The sequence below is a fragment of the Rufibacter glacialis genome (assembly GCF_008271745.1).
GTDB classification, from domain to species: Bacteria; Bacteroidota; Bacteroidia; order Cytophagales; family Hymenobacteraceae; genus Nibribacter; species Nibribacter glacialis.
Map to the genome: position 1 here is coordinate 469,038 of NZ_VKKZ01000010.1, position 24,970 is coordinate 494,007.

Sequence of the window (24,970 nt, forward strand, 5' to 3'; positions counted from 1 at the left end):
AGAGAAGGTGTTTTTTTATTCTCTCAATCATTCAATCATTCATTCTTCCGCCTTGGGCGGAACAAAGAGCATGGCCGTGCAGAGGCAGTTGCTGCGCTCTTTCATGGTCAGAATCTCGAAGTTTACGCAGCTGCGGCAGCCTTTCCAGAACTCCTCGTCTTTGGTGAGCTCTGAATAGGTCACCGGGCGGTAGCCCAGGTCTGAGTTGATTTTCATGACCGCCAGCGCCGTGGTCAAACCAAAGATTTTGGCGTGCGGGTATTTGGTGCGGGAAAGTTCGAAGATTTTCTCCTTGATGCGTTTGGCCAGCCCGCTTTTGCGAAGGGTAGGGGAAACAATCAAACCGGAGTTAGCCACGTACTCGCCGTGTCCCCAGGTTTCAATGTAGCAGAAGCCGGCCCAGGTGCCGTCGCTCTTGAAGGCGATGACGGCTTTTCCTTCCACCATCTTCTTGGCCACGTAGTCGGGGGAGCGTTTGGCGATACCGGTGCCGCGGGCCTTGGCCGAGGCCTCCATCTCGTCGCAAATCTGCTGGGCGAAGGGCGTGTGCTCTTCTGAGGCCACCACCACCGTGAAGTCGTTTTGAGGAGTTTCCATGGAAACGGGTGCAATGGGCTGCAACTCTACAGCCGAAGCGTACATACGCATTGCTATACGGTTTGAAAAAGAAGTAAAAAAGAAAAAAAGGGGTACCGCTACCAACCTGAAAGGTGGTATACAGTGATGCATCCGGTTTAGTTGTAGATTACAACCTACGCCGGTGGCCTAGCGCCTGGACCGTGTAAGGTAAATAGGTTCACAAAAAACTGTTCTGGGAAGAACAGAAAAAAGCGCACTCCTTAAAACGGAGCGTTTTACCGTTGCAACGACAACCGATAAAAACGACTTTTTATTCATGGACTTAGAAGGATTCAAACGTAAGGAAGCATCCACCTGGAGCCTCTCCGCAAATGTTTCACATAAAAAATGAAAATACCAACGAATAGGTTCATTTTTTACTATTAATTGATCTAAGAATTAGGCCCGTTGCTGAAAAAGGGAGCTTCTTTCTGTCTGGGTGCTGAAATTGAATAAGTTAGTTAGCTGTTTTAAGTGGATTCAAAGAAAAGGCAGTGTAAACGCATTTGGGTGGCTGTTTAACTGATAGCGTAGGGACGAGACCGCTCCTTTTGTCTAAAGGAGTATCAAGGCCTTTTGGTAAAAATAGGATGGAATAATTGACGCGAACGGGCAGATAGCGTCTGCACGCATGGCTGATAAATACTTTTCCCTCTTTTGTCATCCGGGAAGGATCTTGTGGGCGAACTAGAAAGACATGGAAGAAACGCTGTTACCTTTTGCTCATAAGGTCCTTTCAGGAGGTCAGAAAGAGAGATGACGAAATTTATCAGCCATGCGTGCGGACAAGAGCGGCACGCTCGCGCCAGCGAAATTTAGTGAGCCATTTAAATAAAAGAGCCGGAAAAATGTTTTCCGGCTCTTTTTGTAAAAATAAAACTCAAATAGGTTTAGTGAGTATGGCCGTGGCAACCGCAGGCTTCGCCGGCAATGCCGTAGAAGCGGGTGTTCAGGTCGTCGTGCCAGTCAAAGGTGCTGGTGTTGTTGTCCCAGTAGAACTTGCCCATGGGTTTGTTGTAGTTGCCTACCTCGGTGAGGGTTTCGGCATCATACAAGCGGCCGTTCACCATGGTGTAGCGCACACTCTCTGAGTGCTGGATGTTCTCCAGCGGATTTTTGTCCAGTACAATCAGGTCGGCCAGTTTGCCTTGCTCCAGAGAGCCCACCTCTTGGTCCATGCCCAGATAGTGCGCTCCGTTGAGCGTGGCCGCGCGAAGGGCCTCGTGGTTGGTCATCCCCCCTTGCTGTAGCATCCAGAGCTCCCAGTGGGCCCCTAATCCTTGCAACTGTCCGTGGGCCCCCAGGTTCACCTTCACGCCTTTGTCGGTGAGCGCTTTCAGGGTCCGTGAAGTAGCAATGTAGCCGTGGTCGTATTCTTCATCGGGCACCAAGGTCACGCGGCGCGAACGGCCGTCAATCACCGCTCTTGGGGTGAAGCGTAGGAGACGGTCTTTCGCCCAGACATTGGTTTTCTGGTACCAATAATACTCCCCGGAATTGCCGCCGTAGTTCACGATAAGGGTAGGGGTGTAGCCGGTTTTGCTGGCTGCCCACAGTTGCAGTACGTCATTGTACACCGGCGCGATAGGAATATTATGCTCGATACCGGTGTGGCCGTCCAGGATCATGGTCATGTTGTGAAAGAAGGTAGAGCCACCCTCGGGCACCACCGACATGCCCAGTTCCCGCGCGGCCTGGATGATCTGCTGACGCTGGTCGCGGCGCGGTTGGTTGTAGCTTTTCACGGAGAAGGCTCCTACGGCTTTCAAACGGCGCAGGTGCGAGCGGGCATCTTCCAGACCGTTGATAGGTGCTTTGAAGTTGCCATCGGCGCCGTACAGGATGGTGCCGGTGGAGTAAATACGCGGACCCACCATGTGGCCGGCCTTCACCATCTCGCTTTGGCTATACACCATTTCAGTAGACGATGAGGGGTCATGGGTGGTGGTGACGCCGTAGGCCAGATTGGCCAGGTACGACCACTGCTTTTTCGGGCTCATGCCCAGGCGGAAGGTGCCCAGGTGGGCATGCACGTCTATCAGGCCCGGCATAATGGTTTTGCCTTGCGCATCGATTACTTTGGCGCCCGCAGGGACTTGTACCGAGCCCGTTGGGCCAACCGCTACAATGCGGTTGCCGTCTACCACCAGGGTTCCGTTCTCAATCACCTCGTTGCCTTTCATGGTAATAATGCGGGCGTTGGTGAAGGCGACTTTGCCTTGTGGAATATCAGTGTTCAGCTGCAGGCCAACCTTGATCCCCGTGGTGTCAATGGGTGGAATGTTCGCTACGGCGCCTTCCACAAACTTGAAGCGGTTCTTGAGGTCATTGGTGAAGTATTCTTCGCCCAGCATCCAATGAAGTTTCTTGCTGTCAGCGGACCAATGCACACTGGTGCCGGCATCACGGGTGACGCGGGCCACGGGTACTGCTTTGGTATCAGCACCTAACTCCAACCCTCTACCGGCAGCCGGGAACGGCGCGATGTACACGTTAAACAACTCGGTCCAGGCGATCCATTGGTTGTCGGGGCTGGGCACAAATTGGTTCGCGTATTTAGAGGTAAAGTGCGTCTGCACGTCTTTGCCGTTCAAGTCTGCGCTTCTGAACGCTACGCCATCGCCTTCACCGGCCATGAAGAAAATGCGGGAGCCATCTCTGTTGAAGCTTGGCGAAACGCCTTGCTTCTGCACCAAGGTAGCAGCTCCGCCTTTCGTCGGAATCACGTAGATGCCGGGGTCTTTGGCGAAGGTGTGGCCCTGGTGGTCGTTGCCGCGGTCTTTCTGGAACACGATCTGCTTGCCGTCTGGCGAGAAAGCCGGGTTGGTGAAGAAGCCTTTCTCCTGGGTGATTTTGCGCGGTTTTTTAGAATTGAGGGCTAAAACGTGCAGCGCGCCATGCTTGTCATCATCCCAGGTGCTGTACACAATCTCTTTGCCGTTCGGGCTGAAGACCGGGTAGAACTCAAAGTCGGTGCCGTTGGTGAGGCGCTCTGGTTTGCCGTTGGGCAGTTGCTTTTTCCACAGGAATCCCGCCGCGTTGAATACCAGCGTTTTCCCATCGGGTGAGGTCACCGCGTTGCGGATCATCTTGGAGGAAAACTGCTTGGGCGCCACTTCCTCAGGCTTGGCTATGTGCCGCACGGCCTCCGCAATGGAATGCTGGGCGGAGGCAGTAAACGGAATCTCTTGGGCGTTGGCTTTGGCTACGTCTACGTTCCAGAATTTGCCCTTGGCCCACACAATGATGTTCTTCCCGTCTGGGGTGAAGTCAAAGTTGGGATATACGCCAAAGATGGCCCAGGCTTCCTGCTGGTCTTTGCTCAGTTGATCGTACACAGGGCGCTCCTCACCGGTAGCCAGGTTGTGCACATACAGCACAGTTTTGGTGCGTACCCGGCGCACGAAGGCCAGCGTTTTACCGTCTGGGGAAAGCGTGGGGCGCATGGCACTACCGTTGCCGCCTACCACGTTCTCTATCTCGCCGGTCTGACGGTTCACCCGCCGGATGATGTAAATCTGCCCGTTGGGGTCTTTGTTGTACTCAAAAGTGGTTCCGCCGCTCATGTCCTCTGCGAAGTACACGTACTTGCCGTCTGGCGACACAAACGGTTCGCCCACGTCCTGCTGCTCGTTCTTACGTTTGGTCAACTGCATGCCGGTACCGCCGCTGAAATGGTACTGCCAGATCTCACCCGCCCCCAAAGAACGCTTCTCCGTGAAGTGCTTGCGGGCGATGAGGTACTGCCCATCCGGAGTCCAAACAGCATTGTTCAGCAAGCGAAAGTTCTCCTTCGTGATGGCTTTTGGGTTGGCCCCGTTCGCATCCATGACCCAGATGTTGTCGCCCCCTTCTTTGTCTGAAGTAAAGGAAATCTGCTTGCCGTTGGGGCTGAAGCGGGGCTGTACCTCATAGGCTGGTCCGCCCGCCAGTAACGTGGCCTGTCCACCCGTGATGGGCAGTTTGTAGATGTCACCTAGCAGGTCGAAGACGATCTCCTTGCCGTCTGGGCTCACGTCCAGGTTCATCCAGGTGCCTTCAGAAAGAGAGAGGTTGATTTGTTTGGCAGGTCCGTGGCTCTCGGTCACCGACCATTTCTTTTTGTCTTCCGGGGCCTGCGCCAGGGCTGAGAAACCACATGCAGCAGAGAGGAAGAGAAGAAAGGGTTTACGCATTGCTTGTTTTTGATGTGTTTTCCAAAAATAGGCAGAAAAAACGGAGTGGTTCTGGAAAAATAGCAAAGCCTACTTCCTAGCTGCTTCAGGAAATACAAGGGTAGCTAGGCTTTTTGTTCTTCAGACCAGCCTGAAAAGAGGGGATATAAGAAATTGAAATCCGGCAGGAGGTTTCTTTTGAAGAAATTATAAGATAAATGTAAATAAAAGTTTAATGGCAAAATCTAGGTGCTCTGAGTCAACTAAAGAGCAATAGGGAGAAGGGTGAAAAGGTGTTTTCATATAAAGGGTTACATTGTACTCTTTTCACCCTTAGTATTTTATATCCTCACAGGCTTTCATTTTGAAGTGGTTATAAAAGAAGCTAAAGTAAAATTAGCTTTAGTAAAAACTGAGCAAGTTACTTATTTAAAGTAAAAATTGCTAATAAAAATGGGGTTTGTTTAAAAAGGCATATGAGAAAGTCTTTGTTCTATGTTAAGATAATGTTAATATTAAGGAGCAAACTATTTTCAAACTAACTACAACCTAACATGAAGAAAATCTTACTTCTAGTTCTTGTTCTGTTCTCCGTGGTATTGCAAGAAGCCACGGCGCAGACAAGAACTATCACAGGAAGAGTGACTGATGCGAGCTCTGGCGAAGGAATGCCAGGAGTGACCGTTCAGCTCAAAGGAACCACGACCGCTGTCCCCACGGATGTGAATGGAGGTTATTCTATCAATGTGCCTGCTAGTGGCGGGACGTTAGTTTTTACTTTCATTGGCTTTACAAACCAGGAGATAGCCATTGGAACACAATCAACGGTGAATGCCCGGTTATCTACGGATGCTGAGCAATTGAAAGAAGTAGTAGTAACTGCTTTGGGTGCTGAAAGAACGAAAAACTCCCTTCCTTATGCTGCGCAGCAGGTGGAAGGGGAGGCTATCACTATAGCACGTAACCCCAACGCAGTAAATTCTCTGTCTGGTAAAGTGGCCGGTTTGAACATCACGCAGAATAACACCATGGGTGGTTCCACCAACGTAGTGATGCGGGGTACAAAATCTATCACTGGTAACAACCAAGCTTTGTTTGTGGTGGATGGTGTTCCTATTAGTAATGCCAATACCAACAGCTCTGACCAGAAAACAGGCCGTGGTGGGTATGACTACGGAAATGCCGCCGCTGACATTAACCCAGATGACATTGAATCAATGAGTGTGTTGAAAGGTGCTGCTGCAACGGCCCTTTATGGCTCACGGGCGGCAAACGGAGTTATCATGATCACTACCAAAAAAGGTAGAAGAGGTCTTGGTGTTACTATGAACAATGGAGTGACCATGGGTTTTGTAGATAGAAGCACTACTCCAAAATACCAGAAGCAGTATGGTGCAGGGTATGGTGCCTTTTATGGGCCAGATGAGGATTCTTACTTCAACGAACGGGATATGAACGGCGATGGAGTTCCTGATTTGGTGGTTCCTTTCACGGAAGATGCCTCTTACGGTGCGCCCTTTGATCCAAAACTGATGGTATACCAGTGGAACTCCCTTGACCCTACATCCCCTCTTTATCGTCAGGCTACTCCTTGGGTAGGCGCTGAGAATGATCCTAATTACTTTTTTGAGAAAGCCGTTTCTGTGAACAACAGTATCATTGTAGACGGTGGAAATGAAAATGGTAGTTTCAAATTAGGCTTCACCCGGAACGAGGACAAAGGCATCTTGCCTAACAGTAACTTAACCAAAAACATGATCAATTTCGCGGCTTCTTATAGCGTAACCCCGAAGTTGACCACAAGTGCATCTGTGAACTTTACGAAAGTGAACGGACTGGGACGTTACGGAACAGGGTATGATTCTTTCAACCCAATGCAAGCTTTCAGACAGTGGTGGCAAACCAACGTTGACCTGAAAGAGCAGAAAGATGCTTATTTCCGCAACAGACAGAACATCACCTGGAATACCCGTAGTGCTACTGATTTAAGACCCATCTATTCTGATAACCCTTACTGGATTCGGTACGAGAACTATGAAAATGATGAGCGTTACAGATACTTCGGTAATGTGATGGCTACTTACAAGTTTACCAACTGGTTTAACTTGATGGGTAGAATCACATTGGATTCTTATGATGAGATGCAGGAAGAAAGAAATGCCGTTGGTAGTACTGGTGTTCCTTTCTACTCCAGGTATAACAGAACTTCAAGGGAGTTCAACTATGACCTGATTGCCAACTTCAACCACATGGTAGCCGATGGAGATGTAAGCTTATCTGGTTTGGTGGGTGCGAACATGCGCAGAAACTACGAAAGCTCTATTTTTGCTCAGACCAACGGGGGCTTAGCCGTGCCAAGATTCTATGCCTTGACAAACTCTATCAGCCCAATCATTGCTCCTACAGAAAGTGAGTTAAGATTTGGGGTAGATGGTATTTTTGCAAGTGCAACAGTTGGCTACAGAGAAACCCTTTTCTTAGATGCTACCATTAGAAGAGACGTGACTACAACTTTGATGGAAGGAAATAATGTGTTTTACTATCCTTCAGTAGCGGTTGGTTACGTGTTTTCAGAAAATCTAAAGGAAACCCTTCCTTGGATGAGCTACGGTAAAGTTCGTTTGAACTATGCTGAAGTTGGTAATGATGCTCCACCCTTGTCTATCTATGACGTGTATGACAAGCCTACTTCCTGGGGTTCTATTCCATTGTTTTCAGTAACGGGCACCAAGAACAACCAAAACCTGAGACCGGAGAGAACTAAGAGTATTGAAGCAGGTCTGGAGATGGCGTTCTTACAAGGCAGAGTTGGTTTTGATGCAACATTCTACAAAACCAACACAATTGACCAAATTTTACCAATCAACGTTTCTACAGCCACAGGTAACAACGCTATTTTCGTGAACTCCGGTGAAGTACAAAACAAAGGGGTTGAGGTTTCTGCTTTTGTGACTCCGGTTAAAACAGATGATTTCTCCTGGACTCTGAATGCTAACTGGAGCCGCAACAGAAACGAAGTTGTTTCACTTTATGATGGCGTAGATAATATCTCTTTAGCTACCTATCAAGGTGGAATGTCCTCTAATGCTACCGTGGGTCGTCCGTTTGGTACGCTTCGCGGCGCAGGATTTGTTTTCAAAGATGGCCAAAGAGTAGTAGATGAAGACGGGTATTATATGTTATCTGGAAACAGAGAAATTGGAAACCCGAACGCTAATTGGAGAGGTGGTATCTCCAATACCTTGAACTACAAAGGCGTATCTATGTATTTCTTGGTAGACATTCGTCAGGGCGGAGATGTTTTCTCCTTGGATAACTTCTATGGCTATGGTACTGGTTTGTATGAAGAAACCACCCAACTCAATGATTTAGGGAATCCTTCCCGTTCGCCAGTCTCTGAAGGTGGTGGAGTAATCTTGCCAGGTGTAAATGAAGACGGTACGCCCAACACAACCCGGGTAGAGAATGGGGAAGGCCTATTTGGATATTACATGCCGCAGGAATATCATATTTATGATGCCAGTTACGTGAAATTAAGAGAGGTTTCTCTGAGCTATGCACTACCTGCTGGTTTGATGGCCAAATTGAAGCCATTCCAAGGAATTGATGTTTCCTTGGTGGGGAGAAATCTTTGGATTATCCATAAAAACCTTCCTTACGCTGACCCAGAAGATGGCTTAAGCTCTGGGAACTTAGGTCAAGGGTACATCTCAGGAAGTTACCCTTCCACACGTAACATTGGGGTTAATCTTCGATTCAAATTTTAATTAAGAAAAATGAAAAGGATACTTTATTTCTGCCTCCCGGCTTTGCTCTTCGCATCTTCATGTGTAGACAGCCTAGATGACTATAATATAAATACAAAAGCTACAAACGTTGCCCCTGGTGTAACCCTGGTTTCCAGCGCTGAGCGTAGTTTGTCAAATATTATCACCAGCTCCAATGTAAATAATAACCCTTTCAGGTTTTATGTGCAGCATTGGGCGGCCACCACGTACCCAGATGAAAGTCAATTTGTAATTGACACCAGACAAGTCAACAGAAACTTTTGGGAGCCACTTTACCGCGATGTATTACGTGATCTGAAAGAAGCAAAAGGTACCATTACGGCAGATGCTTTCTTAGATCCAAAAATCAAAGCAAATCAGCTGGCTTCTATTGAGGTCTTAGAGGTGTATGCATGGTCTGTGTTAGTAAACACCTTTGGCGATATACCTTATTCTCAAGCCTTAGATATCAATGTCATACTTCCAAAATATGACGATGATGCAGCTATCTATGCGGATTTAACCACCCGTTTAGACAAAGCAATCGGGATGTTTGATGCTACTGCATCTGGCTTAGGATCTGGTGATTTGATCTACGGTGGTAATGTGGGGAACTGGATTAGATTTGCAAACTCCCTGAAGCTTAGACTAGGAATGACTTTAGTTGATGTTGAGCCAGCCAAAGCCAAAACCATGGTTGAAGCAGCGGCCCGCAACGTCTTCACGTCAAATGCGCAGTCTGCTAAAATTGTGTACTTGGCTACCACACCTAACAATAACCCAGTGCATTCAGACTTAGTGTTGAGTGGTAGAGCTGACTATGTGGGAGCCAATACATTAATTGAAAGACTGAATACTCTGAAAGATCCAAGAATTGACGAGTACTTTAAAGAAGTAGAAGATGACGATGATACAAATCCGACATTCTTCAAAGGGGGAACAGCGGGAGCACCAAACTCCTACTCTGCAAATTCGGCCCCTGGCTCTATGTTGGAAGACCCTACCAATCCCGGTATGCTGCTTTCTTATTCAGAAGTAGAGTTCTTATTAGCTGAAGCGGTAGAAAGAGGATTTGCCGTGGGTGGAACCGCTGCTGCCCATTATCATGCTGGTATCACCGCCTCTATTTTAGAGTGGGGAGGCACAGAAGCAGAAGCATTGGCATATATTGCCCAGCCAACTGTTAACTACCTGACCGCAACGGGAAACTATAAACAAAAGATTGGTACTCAGAAATGGATCGCCCTTTATAACAATCCTGTTGAAGCCTGGAAAGAATGGAGGAGATTAGACGCTCCAAATTTGGTGAAGCCAAGCTTGGCAATTAGTGAGATTCCCTTACGTTTGACCTATCCTACTACAGAATTCAACTCTAACGGAGAAAACGTAAAGGCTGCTTCTGCTGCCATTGGTGGAAATACCGTGACTGCTAAGTTGTTCTGGGATAAATTCTAAGTAGAGACACTGGCTCGTAGAAGCCCGTATCATATTGAAAAGCTCTGGCAAACAACTGCCAGAGCTTTTTTTGTCAAAGGGAGATTGAATTGAAACGGACTTAACAAGGCGTGTAAACGAATAGCAGACTTGTATTCTGTTTATGGCTCCTCCAGTGGGCACTAGACAACAAAGCTTAGTTTAAACCAAGCTTTTGTTCCTGTGTAAGAAAATTATCAGAAGGAATAAAATGATTGGATTTAGGACTCACCTTCAAAGCATCTTTCAAAAAGATTTATATACCTTCTACTGCACATCAAACTGCAAACGCAACAGGTTGGCGTAGATGCCTTCTGGGTTATGGGCCAAGGCCTCGTGCGAACCTTGCTCTACAATCTGCCCCCTGTCAATCACCAGGATCTTGTCTACCTTTCTGATAGTCGCTAGCCGGTGTGCGATGATGATGGTGGTGCGGTTCTTCATGAGCTCATCCATGGCTTCCTGCACCAGCATCTCAGACTCAGAGTCCAAAGAACTAGTGGCTTCATCTAAGATGAGGATGGCCGGGTCTTTCAGGATAGCGCGGGCAATGGCAATGCGCTGACGTTGGCCACCGGAGAGTTTAATGCCGCGTTCTCCCACCACAGTGTCAAAGGCCTCCGGGAAAGACTGGATAAACTGGAGGGCATTTGCTTTCTGGGCCGCTACCAGGACCTCCTCGTCGGTGGCGTTGGGCTTGCCGTAGGCGATGTTCTCCCGAATGGTGCCACCAAACAGCAACACTTCCTGGGGGACAATGCCCAGGTTGCTGCGCAGGTCGTGTAGCGGAAGTTGGCTGATGTTCTGGCCATCTACGTAGATGGTGCCCTGCTCTACTTTGTAGAACTTCATGAGCAGTTGGGCAATGGTAGATTTCCCGGCCCCGCTGGAACCCACCAAGGCGATCTTCTCTCCGGCCCGTATCTCAAAATGGATGTTCTGGAGCACCTGCAAATCAGGGCGGGTAGGGTAGGAGAAGCCCACGTGGTCATACCGTACGTTCCCGTTGAACCGGGCCGGCGTAGCGGTGGGCTGACCCAAGGCTGCCTGCTCCACGGGTTGGTCCAGGATTTCCAGAATCCGCTCAGAGGCACCAATAGACACCTGGATTTTGGCGTACAGGTCACCTAAACCAGCCACGGAGGCGCCAATGAAGGTGGTATATAAAATAAAGGAAGCCAGTTGGCCAAAGCTTAACTCGCCGCGTTGTACCAGAGTAGCCCCGTACCAGATCACCAAGATGATCCCGCCAAAAAGCCCAATGATGATAAAGGAAATGAAGGCTCCGCGGTAAAAGGAGGTGGAAATAGCCGTCTTCACCGACTTGCCCAAGGCCTGCTTATAGCGGTTGATCTCAAACAACTCATTGGTGAAGGCCTTGACTACCTGAATGGCTTGCAGCGTTTCTTCCACAATCACGTTGGTTACGGCCAGTTCATCCTGGGTTTTCTTAGAGAGCTTTTTGAGCTTCTTTCCGAAAATCATGGCTAAAATGACCAATACCGGAAAGGTAGCCAGCATGAACAGCGACAGTTTCACGGAGATGAACATGATAAAGCCAATGCCTACCAACAAGGTCGTGATCTGCCGGAAAAGCTCCGCGAGGGTGATGGAGAACCCATCCTGGATGTAGCTCACGTCTGAGGTGATACGGCTGGTGATCTCGCCCACCCGGCGCTGCTCATAGAAGGTGAGGGGCAGGCCCATGAACTGGGTGTAGAGCGTCTGCCTGATGTCGGCAATGGCGTTCTCACTCACCTGGGCAAAAAAGTACACCCTGAAGAAGGAGAAGATACCCTGCAGGGCGATCACCGCGAACAGCAAAAGTGCCAGGAGGTCAATGTCTTGGGTGAAAAGGGTCTGTTTACCAACGGCAGCGTCTAATAATAAACCTGTTACCGCCGGAAACGCCATGAAGGTAAGGCTGGAGAACAGCAGGAATACCAGGCCTATGTAAAACTTACCTTTGTAGGGAAGAAGAAACCTAAATATCTGGAGGCCACGCCGCAGGTTCTCTTTGCTGAGCCTGGGTTTGCTTTCCGTGTCAAGTCCGGGTGCCGTGCCAGGCCCTAGTCCTCGTTTCGCCATGTATTCTATACTGTATTTGGTAAAAGCCATGCTGCCGGTAGACAGCATGTGCTAGCATCCGCTGAACGGGGAAATTCTGCTGTTTTAGCTGGTTTTCTGGTAAAACAGGCCCAAAACAAAAGTGAATTTCCTAGCTCAGGAATAGCAACCCGCAAAGGTAGGCATTACCGTTGACTTACCTTTATTTATATAGGAGAAACACCCGGAACAGTTGAAGGTTTACGGGAAGACACCAGCCACAGGCCCAGAAACATGAGCAGGCCGTTCAAAAGCAGCACCTCAAACCCAAACTGATAGCCCCAGAACCATTCCACAGAGTTGGTGCTTACCACATACGTCAGCACGGGGGAAAGCACTCCTAAGAGGGGCACCACCTTGTCCTGCACCGAGCGGCCCGTGAGCAGCCCAAAGCTGTACATGCCCAACAAAGGCCCATAGGTATAACCCACCAGGGTGAAGAGGGTGGCAATGATGCTTTCGTCGTTGTAGACCCTGAACAACAGGATCACCGCCATCAACAAACCTGAAAACCCCAGGTGCACCCAGTTCTTGTAGCGCAGCCGCTGGGCCTCTGGCCGATGCTGGAAATTGAGGAAGTCCACGCAGAAGGCGGTGGTAAGGGACGTGAGCGCCGAGTCAGCGGAGGCATACGTGATGGCTGTTATGCCTAGGATGAAGGCCACGCCCGCCACCGCCGGGAAATGCTGCAGAGCCAGTTCCGGGAAGACATCATCTCCCTTGGTAGGCAACAAAATACCGGTTTCAGCCGCGTAAAGATAGAGCAGGGCACCCAGGCAGAGGAAAAGGACGTTCACCGCCACCAGAATAACTGTGAACCAGAACATGTTCTTCTGGGCCTCGGACAGGTTGCGGCAGCTCAGGTTTTTCTGCATCATGTCCTGGTCCAGACCAGTCATGGCAATGGTGATGAACATGCCCGCCATCAATTGCTTCAAAAAGAAGTTGGGAGCCTTGGGGTCTGTGACCCAGATGTGGGCATAGGAACTGTCACCAAGGATTTGGGGAAGAGCAAGGAGGGAGAGATCCAACTCTTCGGCCACCACCCAAATGCTGATGCCCAGGCACAGCAACATAGCCAGGGTCTGGAGGGTATCGGTCCAGATGATGGTTTTCATGCCGCCCCTGAAGGTGTAGACCCAGATAAAGGCAATGGTGATGCCCACCGTGCCGGCAAACGGAATACCCAACGGACTAAATACGGCCAGTTGCAGCACGCCCGCCACCAGATACAGCCGCAGGGCCGCGCTCAAGGTGCGGGAAAGCAGGAAAAAGGCGCTTCCGGTTTTATAAGACCAAAACCCCAACCGCTGCTCCAGGTAGGTGTAAATGGAAACCAGCCGCAGCCGGTAATACAGGGGCAGCAACACCAGGGCAATCACCACATATCCCAACACATAGCCCAGCACCATCTGCAGGTAGGTAAAGCCCGTCTTTTCCACCATGCCCGGAATAGACACGAAGGTGATGCCCGAGAGCGTGGTGCCAATCATACCGAAGGCCACAATGTACCAGGGAGAGGCCCGGTTCGCCAGAAAAAAGCCCGCCGTAGATTCGCCCTTCTTGCTGGTCATGAACGAAACCAGCAGCAGCAGGCAAAAATAAGAGACAATGATACCCAGGGTAAAAAGAGGAGACATGGTGTGCGCAGCGCCTGTTAGTTTAAAACGCGTGCAAAAGTAAGGCGAAAGACGGAGAATCCCGGCACCTATGTTGGGGGGCTAATTTCTGTAAAAAGGCCCGGAAACAGCGGGCTAGGTAGGCTGCAAAAGAAACTTCCGTCTGTTTTGGGCTTTCTTTTGCAGAAACGGCGCCAAAACAGACGGAAGTCAAAGGGGGTGGTAATGGTTTATGGCGCTTGGGTAACGTCTACAAACTCAGTTTTCTTGCGGGAGATGGCGTAAAGGCCCATGAACGTAAGGAAACCGTTCAAAATCAGCACCTCAAAACCAAACTCGTAGCCCCAGAACCAGTCTACTGAATTCAGGCTGATGATGTAGGTAAGGATAGGGGCCACCACGCAAAGGAAAGGCACCAGGCTGTCGCGCACCGGGCGGTTGGTGAATACCCCAAAGGAGTAGAGACCCAGCAACGGACCATAGGTATAACCCGCCACTTTGAACACCGCCTGCACTACGCTTTCATCGTTCACGATCTTAAAAATCACGATCACCACGGCTAAAATAACCGAAAAGGCCAAATGGACCCAGTTCTTCAGCCGGACACGCTGTGTCTCGGGCTTGTTCTTGAAATCAAGGAAATCTACGCAGAAAGAGGTGGTCAGGGAGGTCAGCGCTGAGTCAGCAGAGGCATAGGTGATGGCTGTGATCCCCAGAATGAACACAATGCCCATGAAGGCCGAGAAATAGTTCAGGGCCAGGAACGGGAACACATTGTCGCCTTTTGCGGGCAGGGCAATTCCCTTTGATTGAGCATACAGATACAGCAAAGCGCCCAGGCTTAGGAACAGGATGTTTACAAACAAGATGATCACCGTGAAAGAGAACATGTTTTTCTGCGCCTCTTTCAGGTTTTTGCAGCTCAGGTTCTTCTGCATCATGTCCTGGTCCAGACCCACCATCACAATGGAGATGAAGAAACCAGAGAAGAATTGCTTGAAGAAGTACCGCGGATCTTTTACGTCCCAGAAGAACACCTGGGAGAACTTGCTTTCACTCACGGCGTTCACCATGCCGTTAAAAGAGAAGTTCAGTTCCTGGGAGATGGTGATGATGGTGATGCCCACGCAGACCAGCATAGCCAAGGTCTGGAAAGTGTCGGTCCAGATAATGGTTTTCATGCCTCCTCTGAACGTGTACACCCAGATCAAGCCAATGGTGATGATCACGGTGACTTCAAACGGAATGCCCAGGCTATCAAAAACTGCCAATTGAAGCACGCCGGTTACCAGATAAAGGCGTAAAGCCGCCCCCAAGGTTCTGGAGAGCAGGAAGAAGCCGGCTCCCGTTTTATAGGACCAATACCCAAAGCGTTGCTCCAGATAGGTATAAATTGAAACCAGGTTGAGTCGATAATACAGGGGCATGAGCACCAATGCCACCACAAAATACCCCAGCATGTTGCCTAAGATGAGCTGTAGGTAAGAGAATTGGGCATTTTCCACCATGCCGGGAACAGAAATGAAGGTAACCCCAGAGAGGGATGTCCCAATCATCCCGAACGCGACCACATACCACGGCGAGGCCCGGTTGGCAAGGAAGAAGCTGTCAGTAGATTCGCCTTTTTTACTGGTGAGAAACGAGATCAGGATTAGGATACAGAAATACCCGGCAATAATGAGCAGGATGAGCGTGGAAGACATGTAGCGTACAGGGGTTGTTTATTCTGGTGCTTAGGTGCAGGGCAAATATAACCAAAAAAGCAAAGGCCGTGGAAAGGCGATTTTGTAATCCATCAAGATTATTCGCCATTTTTATAAATAAACCGGGCAAAAAAGAAGCCTGGGTAGCAAAAACTACCCAGGCTTCTTAAAAATTATTAAAAAAAGAGAAGAGCTAATAGCCCCAAGGAGCGTAGAAACCGCCCCCCGGATAACCGCCCAAAGACCCGTAGGCATCATTGCTGTAGCGTACTCCGCCAGAGATGGTCACGTTAGGGGCTACCTGGTAATGAGCCTGGAACTGGAAGCCCTGGTTAGGGTACCGGCCATACGTGAAAGGGTTGTTCTGCCAACGGTGCATAGAAGAACCAGGACTCAGGTCTTTCCAGACGCTGCCACTGAGCAACAGCCGCTCACTCATGGCGTAGGTGCCGCCTACGTGCAGGAGGTACTGGCGGTCTGGGGCCGCCGTGATCACAGAAGGACTTCTTTCGCCCTGCGCCGTGTTTCTGAACCTTGGGCCACCCCAGGTCTGGAACATGGCGAGGCTGCTGAAAACGTGCAGCCTAGGCGTAAGCCGGTACTGCACCCGTGGTTCAATGTAGGAACCTGACCCAAACTTACTGAAGGCCGCCCCCGCATTCAGCCCGAAGTTCACACGTGGAACAAAAGGAGCCGCTGGTGCGGAAAGGGAATCAGCCGGGGAAGAAGCCTCGCTCCCTGCCTGCGCAAAGGAAGGCAATGCGGCCAGCGTCAAGGCCAGCAAAAGAAGGAAGGTATTGAAAAGGCGTTTCGTTGACATCATAATTAATGGTGAAGGAGCACAGGGAAGAAAGCAAGAGCACCATCTCCCTAGAGCCTTTACTAAGGTAAGCTATTTTAGCTTCTAACGAAACAACCGCCTGCCTAGTCTATAAGGTTCCGTCCGTTTCAAGCCTGTTTCCTGAAAAACGGCCCGGGAAGGCAACAGTAAGAAGACTGGCAAAGGCTTACGTTGCCTCTTCCCTGGGCCCCTTAGGAAGGAGTAGCGGTACTTCTAAAAAGTATACCCCTCCAGGTCTCTGTCAATAGTTCAGAGACCTGGAGGGGTTGTAGGATTTTTACGCTTTTGTTTTCTGCCGGAGCCAATCCTCTCTTCTGGACTTTAGGTCCTTGGAAAGCGCCTGCCCGGTTTTTTCAAGGGGTGTGAGTTTCAGCTTCAGTTCCTGGGCCAGGGTGAGGGGCAGCATCTTTTTCATGCCCTGCTGCACGGCCTCTACCTGCACCTGGTCGCCGGGCTTCCGCTTGGCTAAGAAATCATCCAGAGTTTTCTGGTCTTTCAGCTTGAGGCCGTCCACGCTCAACAGAAGATCTTCGCGGTCAAGTCCGGCCTTGTAGAGCGGGCTGTTGCGGAGGGTGCCCATCATGATGGTGGCTTGCTCGTTCTGGAACCGCAGAGGCTCCCAGCCTAAGACTGCCTTGCCCGGGTTGGCGGGTGCCAGGGAAAACCCCATCTGCTTGGCCAGCGCCTCATACGGCAACGGCTCTTTGCCCAGCACGTGCTTCGCGAAGAAGTCGCGGGCAAAGGTGGGGTTCTTGGTGAGGTCGGCCAGGGTTTGCTCCAGGTCTGCCAAGGTGTAGGGTTTCTCCGGTTTACCGTAGCGCTGCCACAGCAGGCGCATGTACGCATCTAATGACAGGTTTTTGAACTGGGTACGCAAGGTATAGTCAAGGCCAACGGCCAATGCGTTGCCGTAGGTGTAGTACGAAATGTAGGTGTTTTGCCGGTTCACCGGATCCACGGAGCGGGAGGCATCCACAAAGGGTGCCTGCATGCTCATTTCCACCGGCGAGAAAAGGTCTTTGCCGGGCGAAAACATCACCGCGGCCAGGGTGTTGCCCACGCTTTCCAGGTAATCGTCCTGGTTCATGATGCCGGCGCGGTGCAGCAAGAGGGTGCCGTAGTAACTGGTAAAGCCTTCGGCCAGCCAAAGGGCCTCGCTCATGTTCGCGTCTGCGAAATTGAAGGGCTCCAGGCTTTGCGGACGCAGGCGCTCCACGTTCCAGGCATGGAAGAACTCATGTGATAAGGTGCTCAGGTTGGCGTTCATGCCCGTCTCCAGGGGCCGTGAACTGGTGATGACCGTAGAGTTGCGGTGCTCCATGCCATCGCCGGGCGTGCCTGGCAGGTAGCAGGCAATGAAGGTGTATTCCCCGAAATCAAACGCGGGAAGCTCGCCAAAAACGGCTTGAGACTCCTGCACCACGCGCTTCGCCTTCTGGGTGTACTCTTCTAACTGCTGCTCGGTGCCCTGGTGGTGCATCCCTATCTTGATCTTCTGGCTACGGCCTTTCTCCTGTACCGTCCACTCGCGCCATTGCAGGTTAGCCAGTTCAACGGGGCTGTCCATGAGGTACTGGAAATCCGGGGCCGAGAAGGTGAAAGGAGCCGCTTCCCGCTTGAGTTGGGTGGCCGCGGTCCAGTTCTGGCCGGCAGGCGGGGTAAAGCGGACCTGCACCGGGGCTTTCTCCAGGCCGTTGGCATACATAAAAGTTGCCGGGGCGTTCAGGTGGGCGTGGGTCAGGTTTACGCCGGCGTAGGTGCCGTCTGGGTGATCCGCGAAAAGCATGTATTTCACAACCACGGTACCGTCATGACCCGACACGTTCCACTGGTGCAGATTGGGTCGGTTCACGGTCAGGGGGCGGCCCTGGCCATCGGTGACTTGCACGTTGTACACGTTTTTGGCGAATTCATGCAGGGCGTACCGGCCGGGCGAAGAGCGGGCCATGCGTACTTCCAGCACCGGGGCCTGCACCCCTTTGAAAGTGGCGGTGACAAAGGCCTCGCGGTGGACCGCATTTTCAAAAGTTACTTCGTAGTTGAGGCTTTGTTGCGCCATCACCGGCGTAGCGAAAGCCAGGGCCGCGGCGGCCAAGGCTGTGAAGAGTGTTTTCTTCATGGAGTGAGATGTTTCAACCCCCAAGATACACACCAAAGCCGGAAACCAACAAAGGGCCCTCAATTAGTTGGGCTAGGAGGAGAGGCCCGTTTCTGGAACACCTGCGCCTTGATGAAACCTTTATAAAAGCTGGCTTCTTGCCGGGGTTTATAGCCTAGTTTTATGAAAAGGGCCTCAAAAGGAGGAAGACCCTGACCCGAGATGCGGCTCACCCACCTAAAGAACCGGTACATGCCCCACAGCAAGGGTTTCTGCCAGAGTTGCCGCCGAAAGGAGGAAGACTGATGGAAGTCCGTGTGCAGCCACAGGCCGCCGGGGTACAGCGCCTTGTCTAGCCGTTGCATGATGGAAAATGCTTCTGGTGGCGTGAAGAGGTCCAACACAAAGGGGGTAAGCACCACGTGAAACTTTTCTTCTGGCAACAGTTGGGCCTGGGTTCCCAGCCTGAATTCCACCTGTGCAGGGAAGGCAAGAGGCTTTTCTTGGGCCTTGGCCAGCATCACAGAGGAGGCCTCCAGGTACAATACATAGGCCGGGTGGCTCTGCCGCAGCAGTTCCCCCAGAATCCAGCCGCTGCCGCCGCCCACCACCAGGACCCGCGCCTCCGGGGGAATCAGGGGCAGGAAATGCGCCTGCGCCCGCCGTTGCGCGTTCCCGTACACCAGCTGGGCTAACCGGTCATAGGCGGGGGCAATCAGGTTGAAGTCTGGGGTGCTGGGCATGCAAACGGCTTGCGGGTTTTCGGGCTGTTTTTCAGAAACGGCCGCTTAAAGATACGCGCTTATCCCAAATTGCCTGGTGGAGGGCAGCGCCCATAAAAGCAGGCCTTTTCCCAGACTACCTTATCCGTGCTGGAAATGCCGCTCCAGGGTGTCATTGAGCTTGCGGAAGATAAAGTCCTCGGTCTGTTCCCGCATTTTTTGGGCGTTGCCTTTGAACACCTCGCGGTACTCCTCTACTTTCTCTTTGAACAGGATAGAGACGAAGGTGGTACCAATGGGTTTTTCAGCGGTCTCCGAAGCGCCCTGGCCAAAAAGGCCGGTCACGGCAATGCAGACATCAGCTTTCAGGAGTTTGTAGAGGCCCTGCACCATTTCATTGGTGACCTGCTGGCTTTCCGCGGTGAAGAGTTTGAGGGTCTCGCTTTTCACGCCCAGCACCTTGGTCTTGGCAATTTCACTGTAGGTGACCATGCTGCCCAGGAATACATCGGTGGTGCCGGTGGCCTCACTCAGGGCGGCGGCCAGGCTTCCGGCGGTGCAGCTTTCGGCTAATGCCAGGGAGAGCCCCTTGTCCTTTAATTTCAATATGAGTTGGGTTAGTTCGTCGGGCTTCATGGGCTTGATTCTCAAGGTATGAGCCTCTTACTGTTTTTGACGGACCCGAGTTGCCTCCTGGCCCAGGCCAACACAGGCCCAGCGGGTTACGTACGTTAGAAGGCTTGCCGTTTCCAGGGTGTTTGGCTATGATTAATCCTAAACGGCAACCCTTTGCTTGGACCCTATGAAAAAGACGTTTCGGAAATTTGTGGCAGCCACGGCGCTGTTCACGGTGGAATTGGTGGTGATATGGGCGGTATTCCTGGTGTGCCTGGTCTTGTTTTTCTGGCTGGCCAAAGAGGTATTGCCGGGCCACGAGCTGAAATTTGACAGCCGGGCCTTTGCCTGGGCAGATGCCCGCAACAACCCCGCCCTGACGGAGTTTATCAAAGGAATCACCTTTCTGGCCTCCCGGAATTTCATCTCCGGGGCCGGCATCATGATGATTGGGTACTTCCTTTTCGTGAAACGGCACAAATGGTACTCTTTGAAGGTGCCGGTGATTGCAGTGGGCAGTATCACCCTCAACCTCCTGCTCAAGTACCTCTTCAACCGGCCCCGCCCCCTGGTGCCGCACCTGGTGGAATCTTACGGGCTCAGCTTCCCCAGTGGGCACGCTATGATCAGTGCCTCTTTCTATGGGCTGCTTATTTACCTGGTCTGGAAAAATGTGGAGGAAGCGCACTGGCGTTTTCTATTGGTGACCCTGCTAGGGCTGCTGATCCTCCTCATCGGCTTTAGCCGGGTGTACCTGCACGTGCACTACGCCACTGATGTGGTAGCGGGCTTGGCAGCGGGACTTGGCTGGGTGATTCTGGCCATCTTTTTACTTAACCGCATGGAAAAGTTCTCTAAGCGCAACCTGAACCAAGTGGTGAAAGGAGAGGAGCAGCCGGTGGTAAAATAACCCAGGCAAAGGCAGGAATACCAAGGGCAGGGGTAATTTCCCGGTACCCGCCAGTCTGGTTTTTTTTAAGGACCCAGGGGCAAAACTCCACCAGTGTTGGGATAGGCATCTTTCTTGCGGGGCTTTCAGAGAATTGCTGAAAAAGTGTTATATTTAAAGGACTGCTACGGTAAAAGCGCCTTGCATTCTATGGAACCCGCTAGACCTCCTAAGCCCCAATGGCAAAGACAAAACTAGAATCTATCTACCGGCACGTGGTGACCCGGCTAGGGGAAGAACTGCCTGCCGACCTGACCTACCATTGCCTGCGGCATACCTTGGATGTGTTACAGCAAACAGAGCACATTGCCCGGCAAGAAGGCATAGCAGACCATACCGAAGAGTTTCTGCTGCTACAGGTGAGCGCCTTGTACCATGACGCCGGATTTGTGCAAACCTACCAGCAGCACGAGGAGAAAAGCTGTGAGCTGGCCCGGGCTGAACTGCCGGCTTTTGGGTTCACCAACGAACAGATTGACGCGGTCTGCGGCCTCATCTCGGCTACAAAAGTGCCGCAAGCCCCCCAAACCAAACTTCAGGAAATTCTCTGCGACGCTGACCTGGATTACCTGGGCCGCGATGATTTCTTCCAGATAGGGGACTTGCTCTACCAGGAGTTCCTGCGGTACGGGGTGGTGGAAGATGAAACGCGCTGGAACCAGCTACAGGTGCGTTTTCTTGAGAAGCACCGGTTTTTCACCTGTTTTTCCAGAAACCACCGCGAAGCAAAAAAACAGAAGCACCTGGAGCAGGTGAAAGCCAAACTTAACCAGCAGTCCCAAGGGCTTGGTTCTCTACTAATCTGATGTCCATCTGGCGCAGGCGCTTGCACAGGGTTTTCAAGATGCCTTTCAAGACCTCGGGGTTGGAGATCATGATCTCATAGAAGGGTTCCTGCTCCAGTTTGAGCAGGATGGTCTCTTCCAGGGTGGTAGCGCTGGCAGAACGGGGTTCCGCGTCCAGGATAGACAGTTCCCCCAGGATTTCATTTTCCTCCAGAATGGCAAACGTGTGGGCCTCGTCATGGATCCGTACCTTGCCCTGGTAGATGAAATACATGCTAGACCCCAGGTCTCCCTTGGAAAAGAGCTGGGTACCGGCCTTCAGGTCTAGCTCTTCCAGGGCACCGGCCAGTTCCACCAGGTTGGCTTCTGGCGTGTCATAGAAGATGTCACAGGAATTTAAGGTCAGGACTTTCTCTATTAGCAGCATATCTCATTCTCTTTCTAAGCGTTGACAACTGGTTGATTACAAAGGCGCGCGTCTCAGAATACAAAGCGTCTGGCGCAAAGCTGGGTTCTGGGGCAATGGCCTGGGTTAACTCTGGGGTAGGCAGGGCCAGAATGCTGTAACAGGCCACAGACTTGACCCAGGCAGAACAACCGGCCGGGTTTTCTGAGATGATCTCCTTGATGATGTGGGAGGTACTGAGGGTGGTCTTCTCTTTGGAATGGCCCCATCTTTTTTCCTTGTCCAGGTGAAAATCCAGGAGCGACTCCACCACTATGAAACACCTTTTGGGAATCAACTGCTCCAGCATCTCAATGGCATTGGCGATCTTCTCCGCAGACCCAATAGAGAGCATGTCCATGACCCGGTTAATGCGTTGCCGGTCATAGAGCAGGGCCAGGCTGCGCATGATGTATTTAATGTCTTGCTTTGTTTCTGAGGCCAGGGCCTGTTCCAGCAGCGGAAACTCTTTGCCTTTGGCCAGGCATTGGCAGTAGAGGGCTTTTTTCCGGCTCTGCCACAGCTTTGTTTTGAGCCAGCCTTGCACCTGTTTCCTGCCTTCTTTCTGTAAAACAGCATTCTTGTACCAAAGCGCCTCAATGGCCTCGTCTGGGAACAGGGCGCCATGGCCTACTTGCTGCTCCAGGAACTGGGTGGAGAAATCGCCTTTCACCTTGCCTGCGGCCCGAATAAAGTTCAAGGTAAGGTCTTCGCTGAGGGCCTGCCGCTGGGGCACGTGGTGGGGGGCGAACGCCGCGTCACCGAAATGCACCAGCGCGTTCTGCAGGGCGTACAGCGATTTCCTGGACTGTCCGGTGCGCAGGATCTGGGGCAGCAGGGAAGGGTCTTTGGTTTTTCCGGCCGTTTCCAGCGCCCTTTTGTGCACCTTGGGCGAGGAGTCCAGCAACAAGACGGTGATAGAGGGGAGAAACTCCTTGTGCCTATCCACGGTGTATATGTCCAGTACAGCCAGGCGCTCTGCCTCGTCTTGGCTATGGGTAAAGGTTTTCAGGTGTTGCTGCACCAGTGCGCGCGCGGTTTCCTCTGGGCGGTGGGCCAGCCCAACCAAGGCCGCCTTCTTGACCTCCAGCCTTTCCAGGGGAGGTATGTCTATGGGTTGCGGGGTAAGCGAGTAGAACGCCTTGATGAAATCAGGCCGGCAAGGGTCATAGGGTTTCTCTTGCAGCGTCTTCTCAATGAGCGGGAAGGCCCTGCTCAGTTTAAGGGCTACTATTCTGGAAAGCACGTATTTCTTGATGGTGTCATTGGGACTCTGGAGCAAGGGCAGCAGCCGGTCTTCCAACCCTTGGTAGGCAGAACGTTCCAGCAGTTCCAGGGCCATGATCACTTCCTTCGGTTTTCCGCTGTCCAGTTTGTCTAGCAGGATCTTCCTAACCGACTCCTCATTGAGGAAAAGCTCAGTGCCGGTGAAGAACCCTTTGCGCAAGGCGATGACCAGGGCCCGCAGGTATTGCGTCTTAACCTGGAAAACGGTAAAAATCCAGGCTACCAGCAGCACCGCCAGAATCTGGCAGACCAGGGTAATGGAAATAGGCCCGTACCAGTGGTTGTAGCTCACCAGGAAAATGCCTGTGGCCAGCAAGGCAAAGGGCATGGTGTAACCTTTGGAAATCAAGTGCCCCTTTAACCGCGCGTGCGGATGCAGGGGCTGGAACAGCACCAGGAAAGACGGCTCCTGCACCGCCGACTTGAGCACCTCAGACACCAGTACCATGACCCCGAAGATGATGAAGATGGCATTCTCGCTGTTTCTGGGCAGCAGCAGGTACAGCGTGATGGCCAGCAACACCCCGGGCGCAATGAGCAACGAGTTGGACAGGCCCAGGCGGCTGATGACCCGGCTGCTCAGCATCAGTTTCACCAACAGGGCCACCACGCGGCCTACCGCAAAGAACATACCCAGGAAAGAGGCCATGTCTGGGCTGCTTTTAAACCTTGATTTTACTTCGGCCAGAAACGTGTAGTCAATGAGGGAGTACACCGTGAAGGCCGCCAGCGAGAACATAGCAATGGCGAAAATGAGCGGGTTATGGAAATACCTGGCAATAAACGACCGCCTGGGGGACCGGTGGGCGGGTTCATGCAAGGTGTCATGGCTAGAAATGGCGCGATGCTCAAACCTGGCCAGAAAGAAATAAGCCAAAAGAAAGCTGCCAATGGAAAGGCCCAGCAAGCTTTCCACCCCCAGCACCGGCGCCAACACAGAAACTGCCGTGTACCCCAACAGTTTGGCCGGAATGTCTCCCGAACCCACCACCGAGAAAAGGCGTTTGCTTTCCCGCACGTTGAAGATAATGGAGGCCATGCCCCAGAAGGCGTACCCTACCAGCATGTACACCACCATGTTCCAGGCAGATAGGAAAAACGGGAGCAGCTTTTCTGAGTAGAACATCACGCCCGCCCAGGAAAAGAAGAGCGTGACGGAGGAGAAAAGGATAACGATCTGTAAGAGCTTTTTGGCGCTCAACCGGGTTTCCAGCTGGGCATACCCCAGATTGGTCACCAACAGCAGTCCGGCAGAGACAATGTACACTTTGGGGATGTCTGTCACCTCAAAGGCATTCAGGAACATGGCCAAGGTGCTGGTGAACAAGGTGGACGTGGCAATCCCCAGGAACAACTGCACCAGGAATAGCTGCTTCACCACTTGGGCCTCAGCGGATCTGATGTTCAGCAGCGCGATTATTTTGCTATTCATACCAGAAAAGTACCTTGGTGAGCGCATTCCCTTTCTTGTCATAGAACCATCCGGTGCCTCAAGGGGCCGCTTCAGGGGCTTGGGCACCCTGGAATAGCGCGTGGCCCTGGGGCAGGCAGCGGAAGTAAGGAGCGGGCAGAGGCTCTTCTACCGCAGGGGTATCCGTTTGCTTCATTTTCTCCGGCTCAAAGAGAGCAGGCTCCTGGGGTAACTGGTTGGGCAGGGGGAATTCAAAAAACAGCCTGTAAACAAAGGCCAGCGGCCGAAGGCTAGGCCAGGTTTGGTTGGCTTTCATCCACCGCGTCGGTGGGGTTGGGGAATTGGGTTTTGCAGCTACTTACAGAAGGGTTCTCCAA

15 protein-coding genes and 1 pseudogene are annotated in these 24,970 nt (G+C 51.8%); 4 read left to right on the top strand and 12 right to left on the bottom strand.

The features are described 5' to 3' along the window. Positions 1-51 precede the first annotated feature (51 nt). Both FOE74_RS02860 and FOE74_RS02865 read right to left on the bottom strand, forming a co-directional pair. Positions 52-597, bottom strand: a pseudogene (locus FOE74_RS02860) (GNAT family N-acetyltransferase); the annotation flags it as partial. A gap of 911 nt (positions 598-1,508) precedes the next feature. Further along, the gene (locus FOE74_RS02865) at positions 1,509-4,793 is read right to left on the bottom strand and encodes an amidohydrolase family protein (RefSeq protein ID WP_149097081.1); all 3,285 of its coding nucleotides are present in this window, start codon (positions 4,791-4,793) and stop codon (positions 1,509-1,511) included. A 533-nt stretch (positions 4,794-5,326) separates the two neighbouring features. On the opposite strand from FOE74_RS02865, the gene FOE74_RS02870 reads away from it, so the two are divergent. Beyond that, positions 5,327-8,539 (top strand): SusC/RagA family TonB-linked outer membrane protein, encoded by a 3,213-nt coding sequence (locus tag FOE74_RS02870; protein WP_149097082.1) that lies wholly within the window; start codon positions 5,327-5,329, stop codon positions 8,537-8,539. Between the two features lie 9 nt (positions 8,540-8,548). Next, positions 8,549-9,994, top strand: coding sequence for a SusD/RagB family nutrient-binding outer membrane lipoprotein (locus FOE74_RS02875; RefSeq protein WP_149097083.1), 1,446 nt, complete (start codon positions 8,549-8,551; stop codon positions 9,992-9,994). A gap of 285 nt (positions 9,995-10,279) precedes the next feature. Here FOE74_RS02875 and FOE74_RS02880 read toward each other — a convergent pair whose 3' ends face one another. From FOE74_RS02880 to FOE74_RS02910, 7 genes are all read right to left on the bottom strand, one after another. Then, positions 10,280-12,100, bottom strand: a complete 1,821-nt coding sequence (locus FOE74_RS02880; protein ID WP_149097084.1) for an ABC transporter ATP-binding protein — start codon at positions 12,098-12,100, stop codon at positions 10,280-10,282. Between the two features lie 185 nt (positions 12,101-12,285). Further along, positions 12,286-13,758, bottom strand: a complete 1,473-nt coding sequence (locus FOE74_RS02885; RefSeq protein WP_149097085.1) for a sodium:solute symporter — start codon at positions 13,756-13,758, stop codon at positions 12,286-12,288. Between the two features lie 209 nt (positions 13,759-13,967). Then, positions 13,968-15,440, bottom strand: coding sequence for a sodium:solute symporter (locus FOE74_RS02890; protein ID WP_149097086.1), 1,473 nt, complete (start codon positions 15,438-15,440; stop codon positions 13,968-13,970). Positions 15,441-15,633: 193 nt separating this feature from the next. After that, positions 15,634-16,263: a hypothetical protein gene (locus FOE74_RS02895; protein ID WP_192576582.1), complete on the bottom strand. Its 630-nt coding sequence runs from the start codon at positions 16,261-16,263 to the stop codon at positions 15,634-15,636. A gap of 295 nt (positions 16,264-16,558) precedes the next feature. After that, a complete protein-coding gene (locus FOE74_RS02900) occupies positions 16,559-18,400 on the bottom strand; it encodes a M61 family metallopeptidase (protein WP_149097088.1) in 1,842 nt (613 codons plus the stop codon). 59 nt (positions 18,401-18,459) lie between these two features. Continuing rightward, the gene (locus FOE74_RS02905; RefSeq protein ID WP_149097089.1) at positions 18,460-19,122 is read right to left on the bottom strand and encodes a class I SAM-dependent methyltransferase; all 663 of its coding nucleotides are present in this window, start codon (positions 19,120-19,122) and stop codon (positions 18,460-18,462) included. Between the two features lie 120 nt (positions 19,123-19,242). After that, a complete protein-coding gene (locus tag FOE74_RS02910) occupies positions 19,243-19,737 on the bottom strand; it encodes a CinA family protein (RefSeq protein ID WP_149097090.1) in 495 nt (164 codons plus the stop codon). Positions 19,738-19,903: 166 nt separating this feature from the next. Here FOE74_RS02910 and FOE74_RS02915 point away from each other — a divergent pair, with 166 nt between their 5' ends. Together FOE74_RS02915 and FOE74_RS02920 are read left to right on the top strand one after the other, a co-directional pair. After that, positions 19,904-20,626, top strand: a complete 723-nt coding sequence (locus FOE74_RS02915; RefSeq protein ID WP_149097091.1) for a phosphatase PAP2 family protein — start codon at positions 19,904-19,906, stop codon at positions 20,624-20,626. Between the two features lie 218 nt (positions 20,627-20,844). Further along, positions 20,845-21,471 carry an HD domain-containing protein gene (locus FOE74_RS02920; RefSeq protein WP_149097092.1) on the top strand — a complete coding sequence of 209 codons (627 nt, stop codon included), beginning with the start codon at positions 20,845-20,847 and terminating at the stop codon, positions 21,469-21,471. Here FOE74_RS02920 and FOE74_RS02925 read toward each other — a convergent pair. Genes FOE74_RS02925 through FOE74_RS02935 form a run of 3 tightly spaced genes read right to left on the bottom strand, consistent with a single transcriptional unit; the run spans position 21,431 to position 24,909 of the window. Continuing rightward, the gene (locus tag FOE74_RS02925; RefSeq protein ID WP_149097093.1) at positions 21,431-21,877 is read right to left on the bottom strand and encodes a Crp/Fnr family transcriptional regulator; all 447 of its coding nucleotides are present in this window, start codon (positions 21,875-21,877) and stop codon (positions 21,431-21,433) included. The genes FOE74_RS02920 and FOE74_RS02925 overlap by 41 nt on opposite strands. After that, positions 21,837-24,614, bottom strand: coding sequence for an NTP/NDP exchange transporter (locus FOE74_RS02930; RefSeq protein WP_149097094.1), 2,778 nt, complete (start codon positions 24,612-24,614; stop codon positions 21,837-21,839). The genes FOE74_RS02925 and FOE74_RS02930 overlap by 41 nt, the downstream gene beginning before the upstream one ends. Positions 24,615-24,672: 58 nt before the next feature. Continuing rightward, entirely contained in the window at positions 24,673-24,909 is a 237-nt protein-coding gene (locus tag FOE74_RS02935) for a hypothetical protein (RefSeq protein WP_149097095.1), read from the bottom strand. Positions 24,910-24,970 lie beyond the last annotated feature (61 nt).

Bases quoted from the DNA above. Each gene is read 5' to 3' on its own strand.
- FOE74_RS02935 (WP_149097095.1), bottom strand. From the start codon at position 24,909: ATGAAAGCCAACCAAACCTGGCCTAGCCTTCGGCCGCTGGCCTTTGTT.
- FOE74_RS02890 (WP_149097086.1), bottom strand. From the start codon at position 15,440: ATGTCTTCCACGCTCATCCTGCTCATTATTGCCGGGTATTTCTGTATC.
- FOE74_RS02930 (WP_149097094.1), bottom strand. From the start codon at position 24,614: ATGAATAGCAAAATAATCGCGCTGCTGAACATCAGATCCGCTGAGGCC.
- FOE74_RS02880 (WP_149097084.1), bottom strand. From the start codon at position 12,100: ATGGCGAAACGAGGACTAGGGCCTGGCACGGCACCCGGACTTGACACG.
- FOE74_RS02920 (WP_149097092.1), top strand. From the start codon at position 20,845: ATGGCAAAGACAAAACTAGAATCTATCTACCGGCACGTGGTGACCCGG.
- FOE74_RS02895 (WP_192576582.1), bottom strand. From the start codon at position 16,263: ATGATGTCAACGAAACGCCTTTTCAATACCTTCCTTCTTTTGCTGGCC.
- FOE74_RS02910 (WP_149097090.1), bottom strand. From the start codon at position 19,737: ATGAAGCCCGACGAACTAACCCAACTCATATTGAAATTAAAGGACAAG.
- FOE74_RS02870 (WP_149097082.1), top strand. From the start codon at position 5,327: ATGAAGAAAATCTTACTTCTAGTTCTTGTTCTGTTCTCCGTGGTATTG.
- FOE74_RS02905 (WP_149097089.1), bottom strand. From the start codon at position 19,122: ATGCCCAGCACCCCAGACTTCAACCTGATTGCCCCCGCCTATGACCGG.
- FOE74_RS02925 (WP_149097093.1), bottom strand. From the start codon at position 21,877: ATGCTGCTAATAGAGAAAGTCCTGACCTTAAATTCCTGTGACATCTTC.
- FOE74_RS02865 (WP_149097081.1), bottom strand. From the start codon at position 4,793: ATGCGTAAACCCTTTCTTCTCTTCCTCTCTGCTGCATGTGGTTTCTCA.
- FOE74_RS02885 (WP_149097085.1), bottom strand. From the start codon at position 13,758: ATGTCTCCTCTTTTTACCCTGGGTATCATTGTCTCTTATTTTTGCCTG.
- FOE74_RS02900 (WP_149097088.1), bottom strand. From the start codon at position 18,400: ATGAAGAAAACACTCTTCACAGCCTTGGCCGCCGCGGCCCTGGCTTTC.
- FOE74_RS02915 (WP_149097091.1), top strand. From the start codon at position 19,904: ATGAAAAAGACGTTTCGGAAATTTGTGGCAGCCACGGCGCTGTTCACG.
- FOE74_RS02875 (WP_149097083.1), top strand. From the start codon at position 8,549: ATGAAAAGGATACTTTATTTCTGCCTCCCGGCTTTGCTCTTCGCATCT.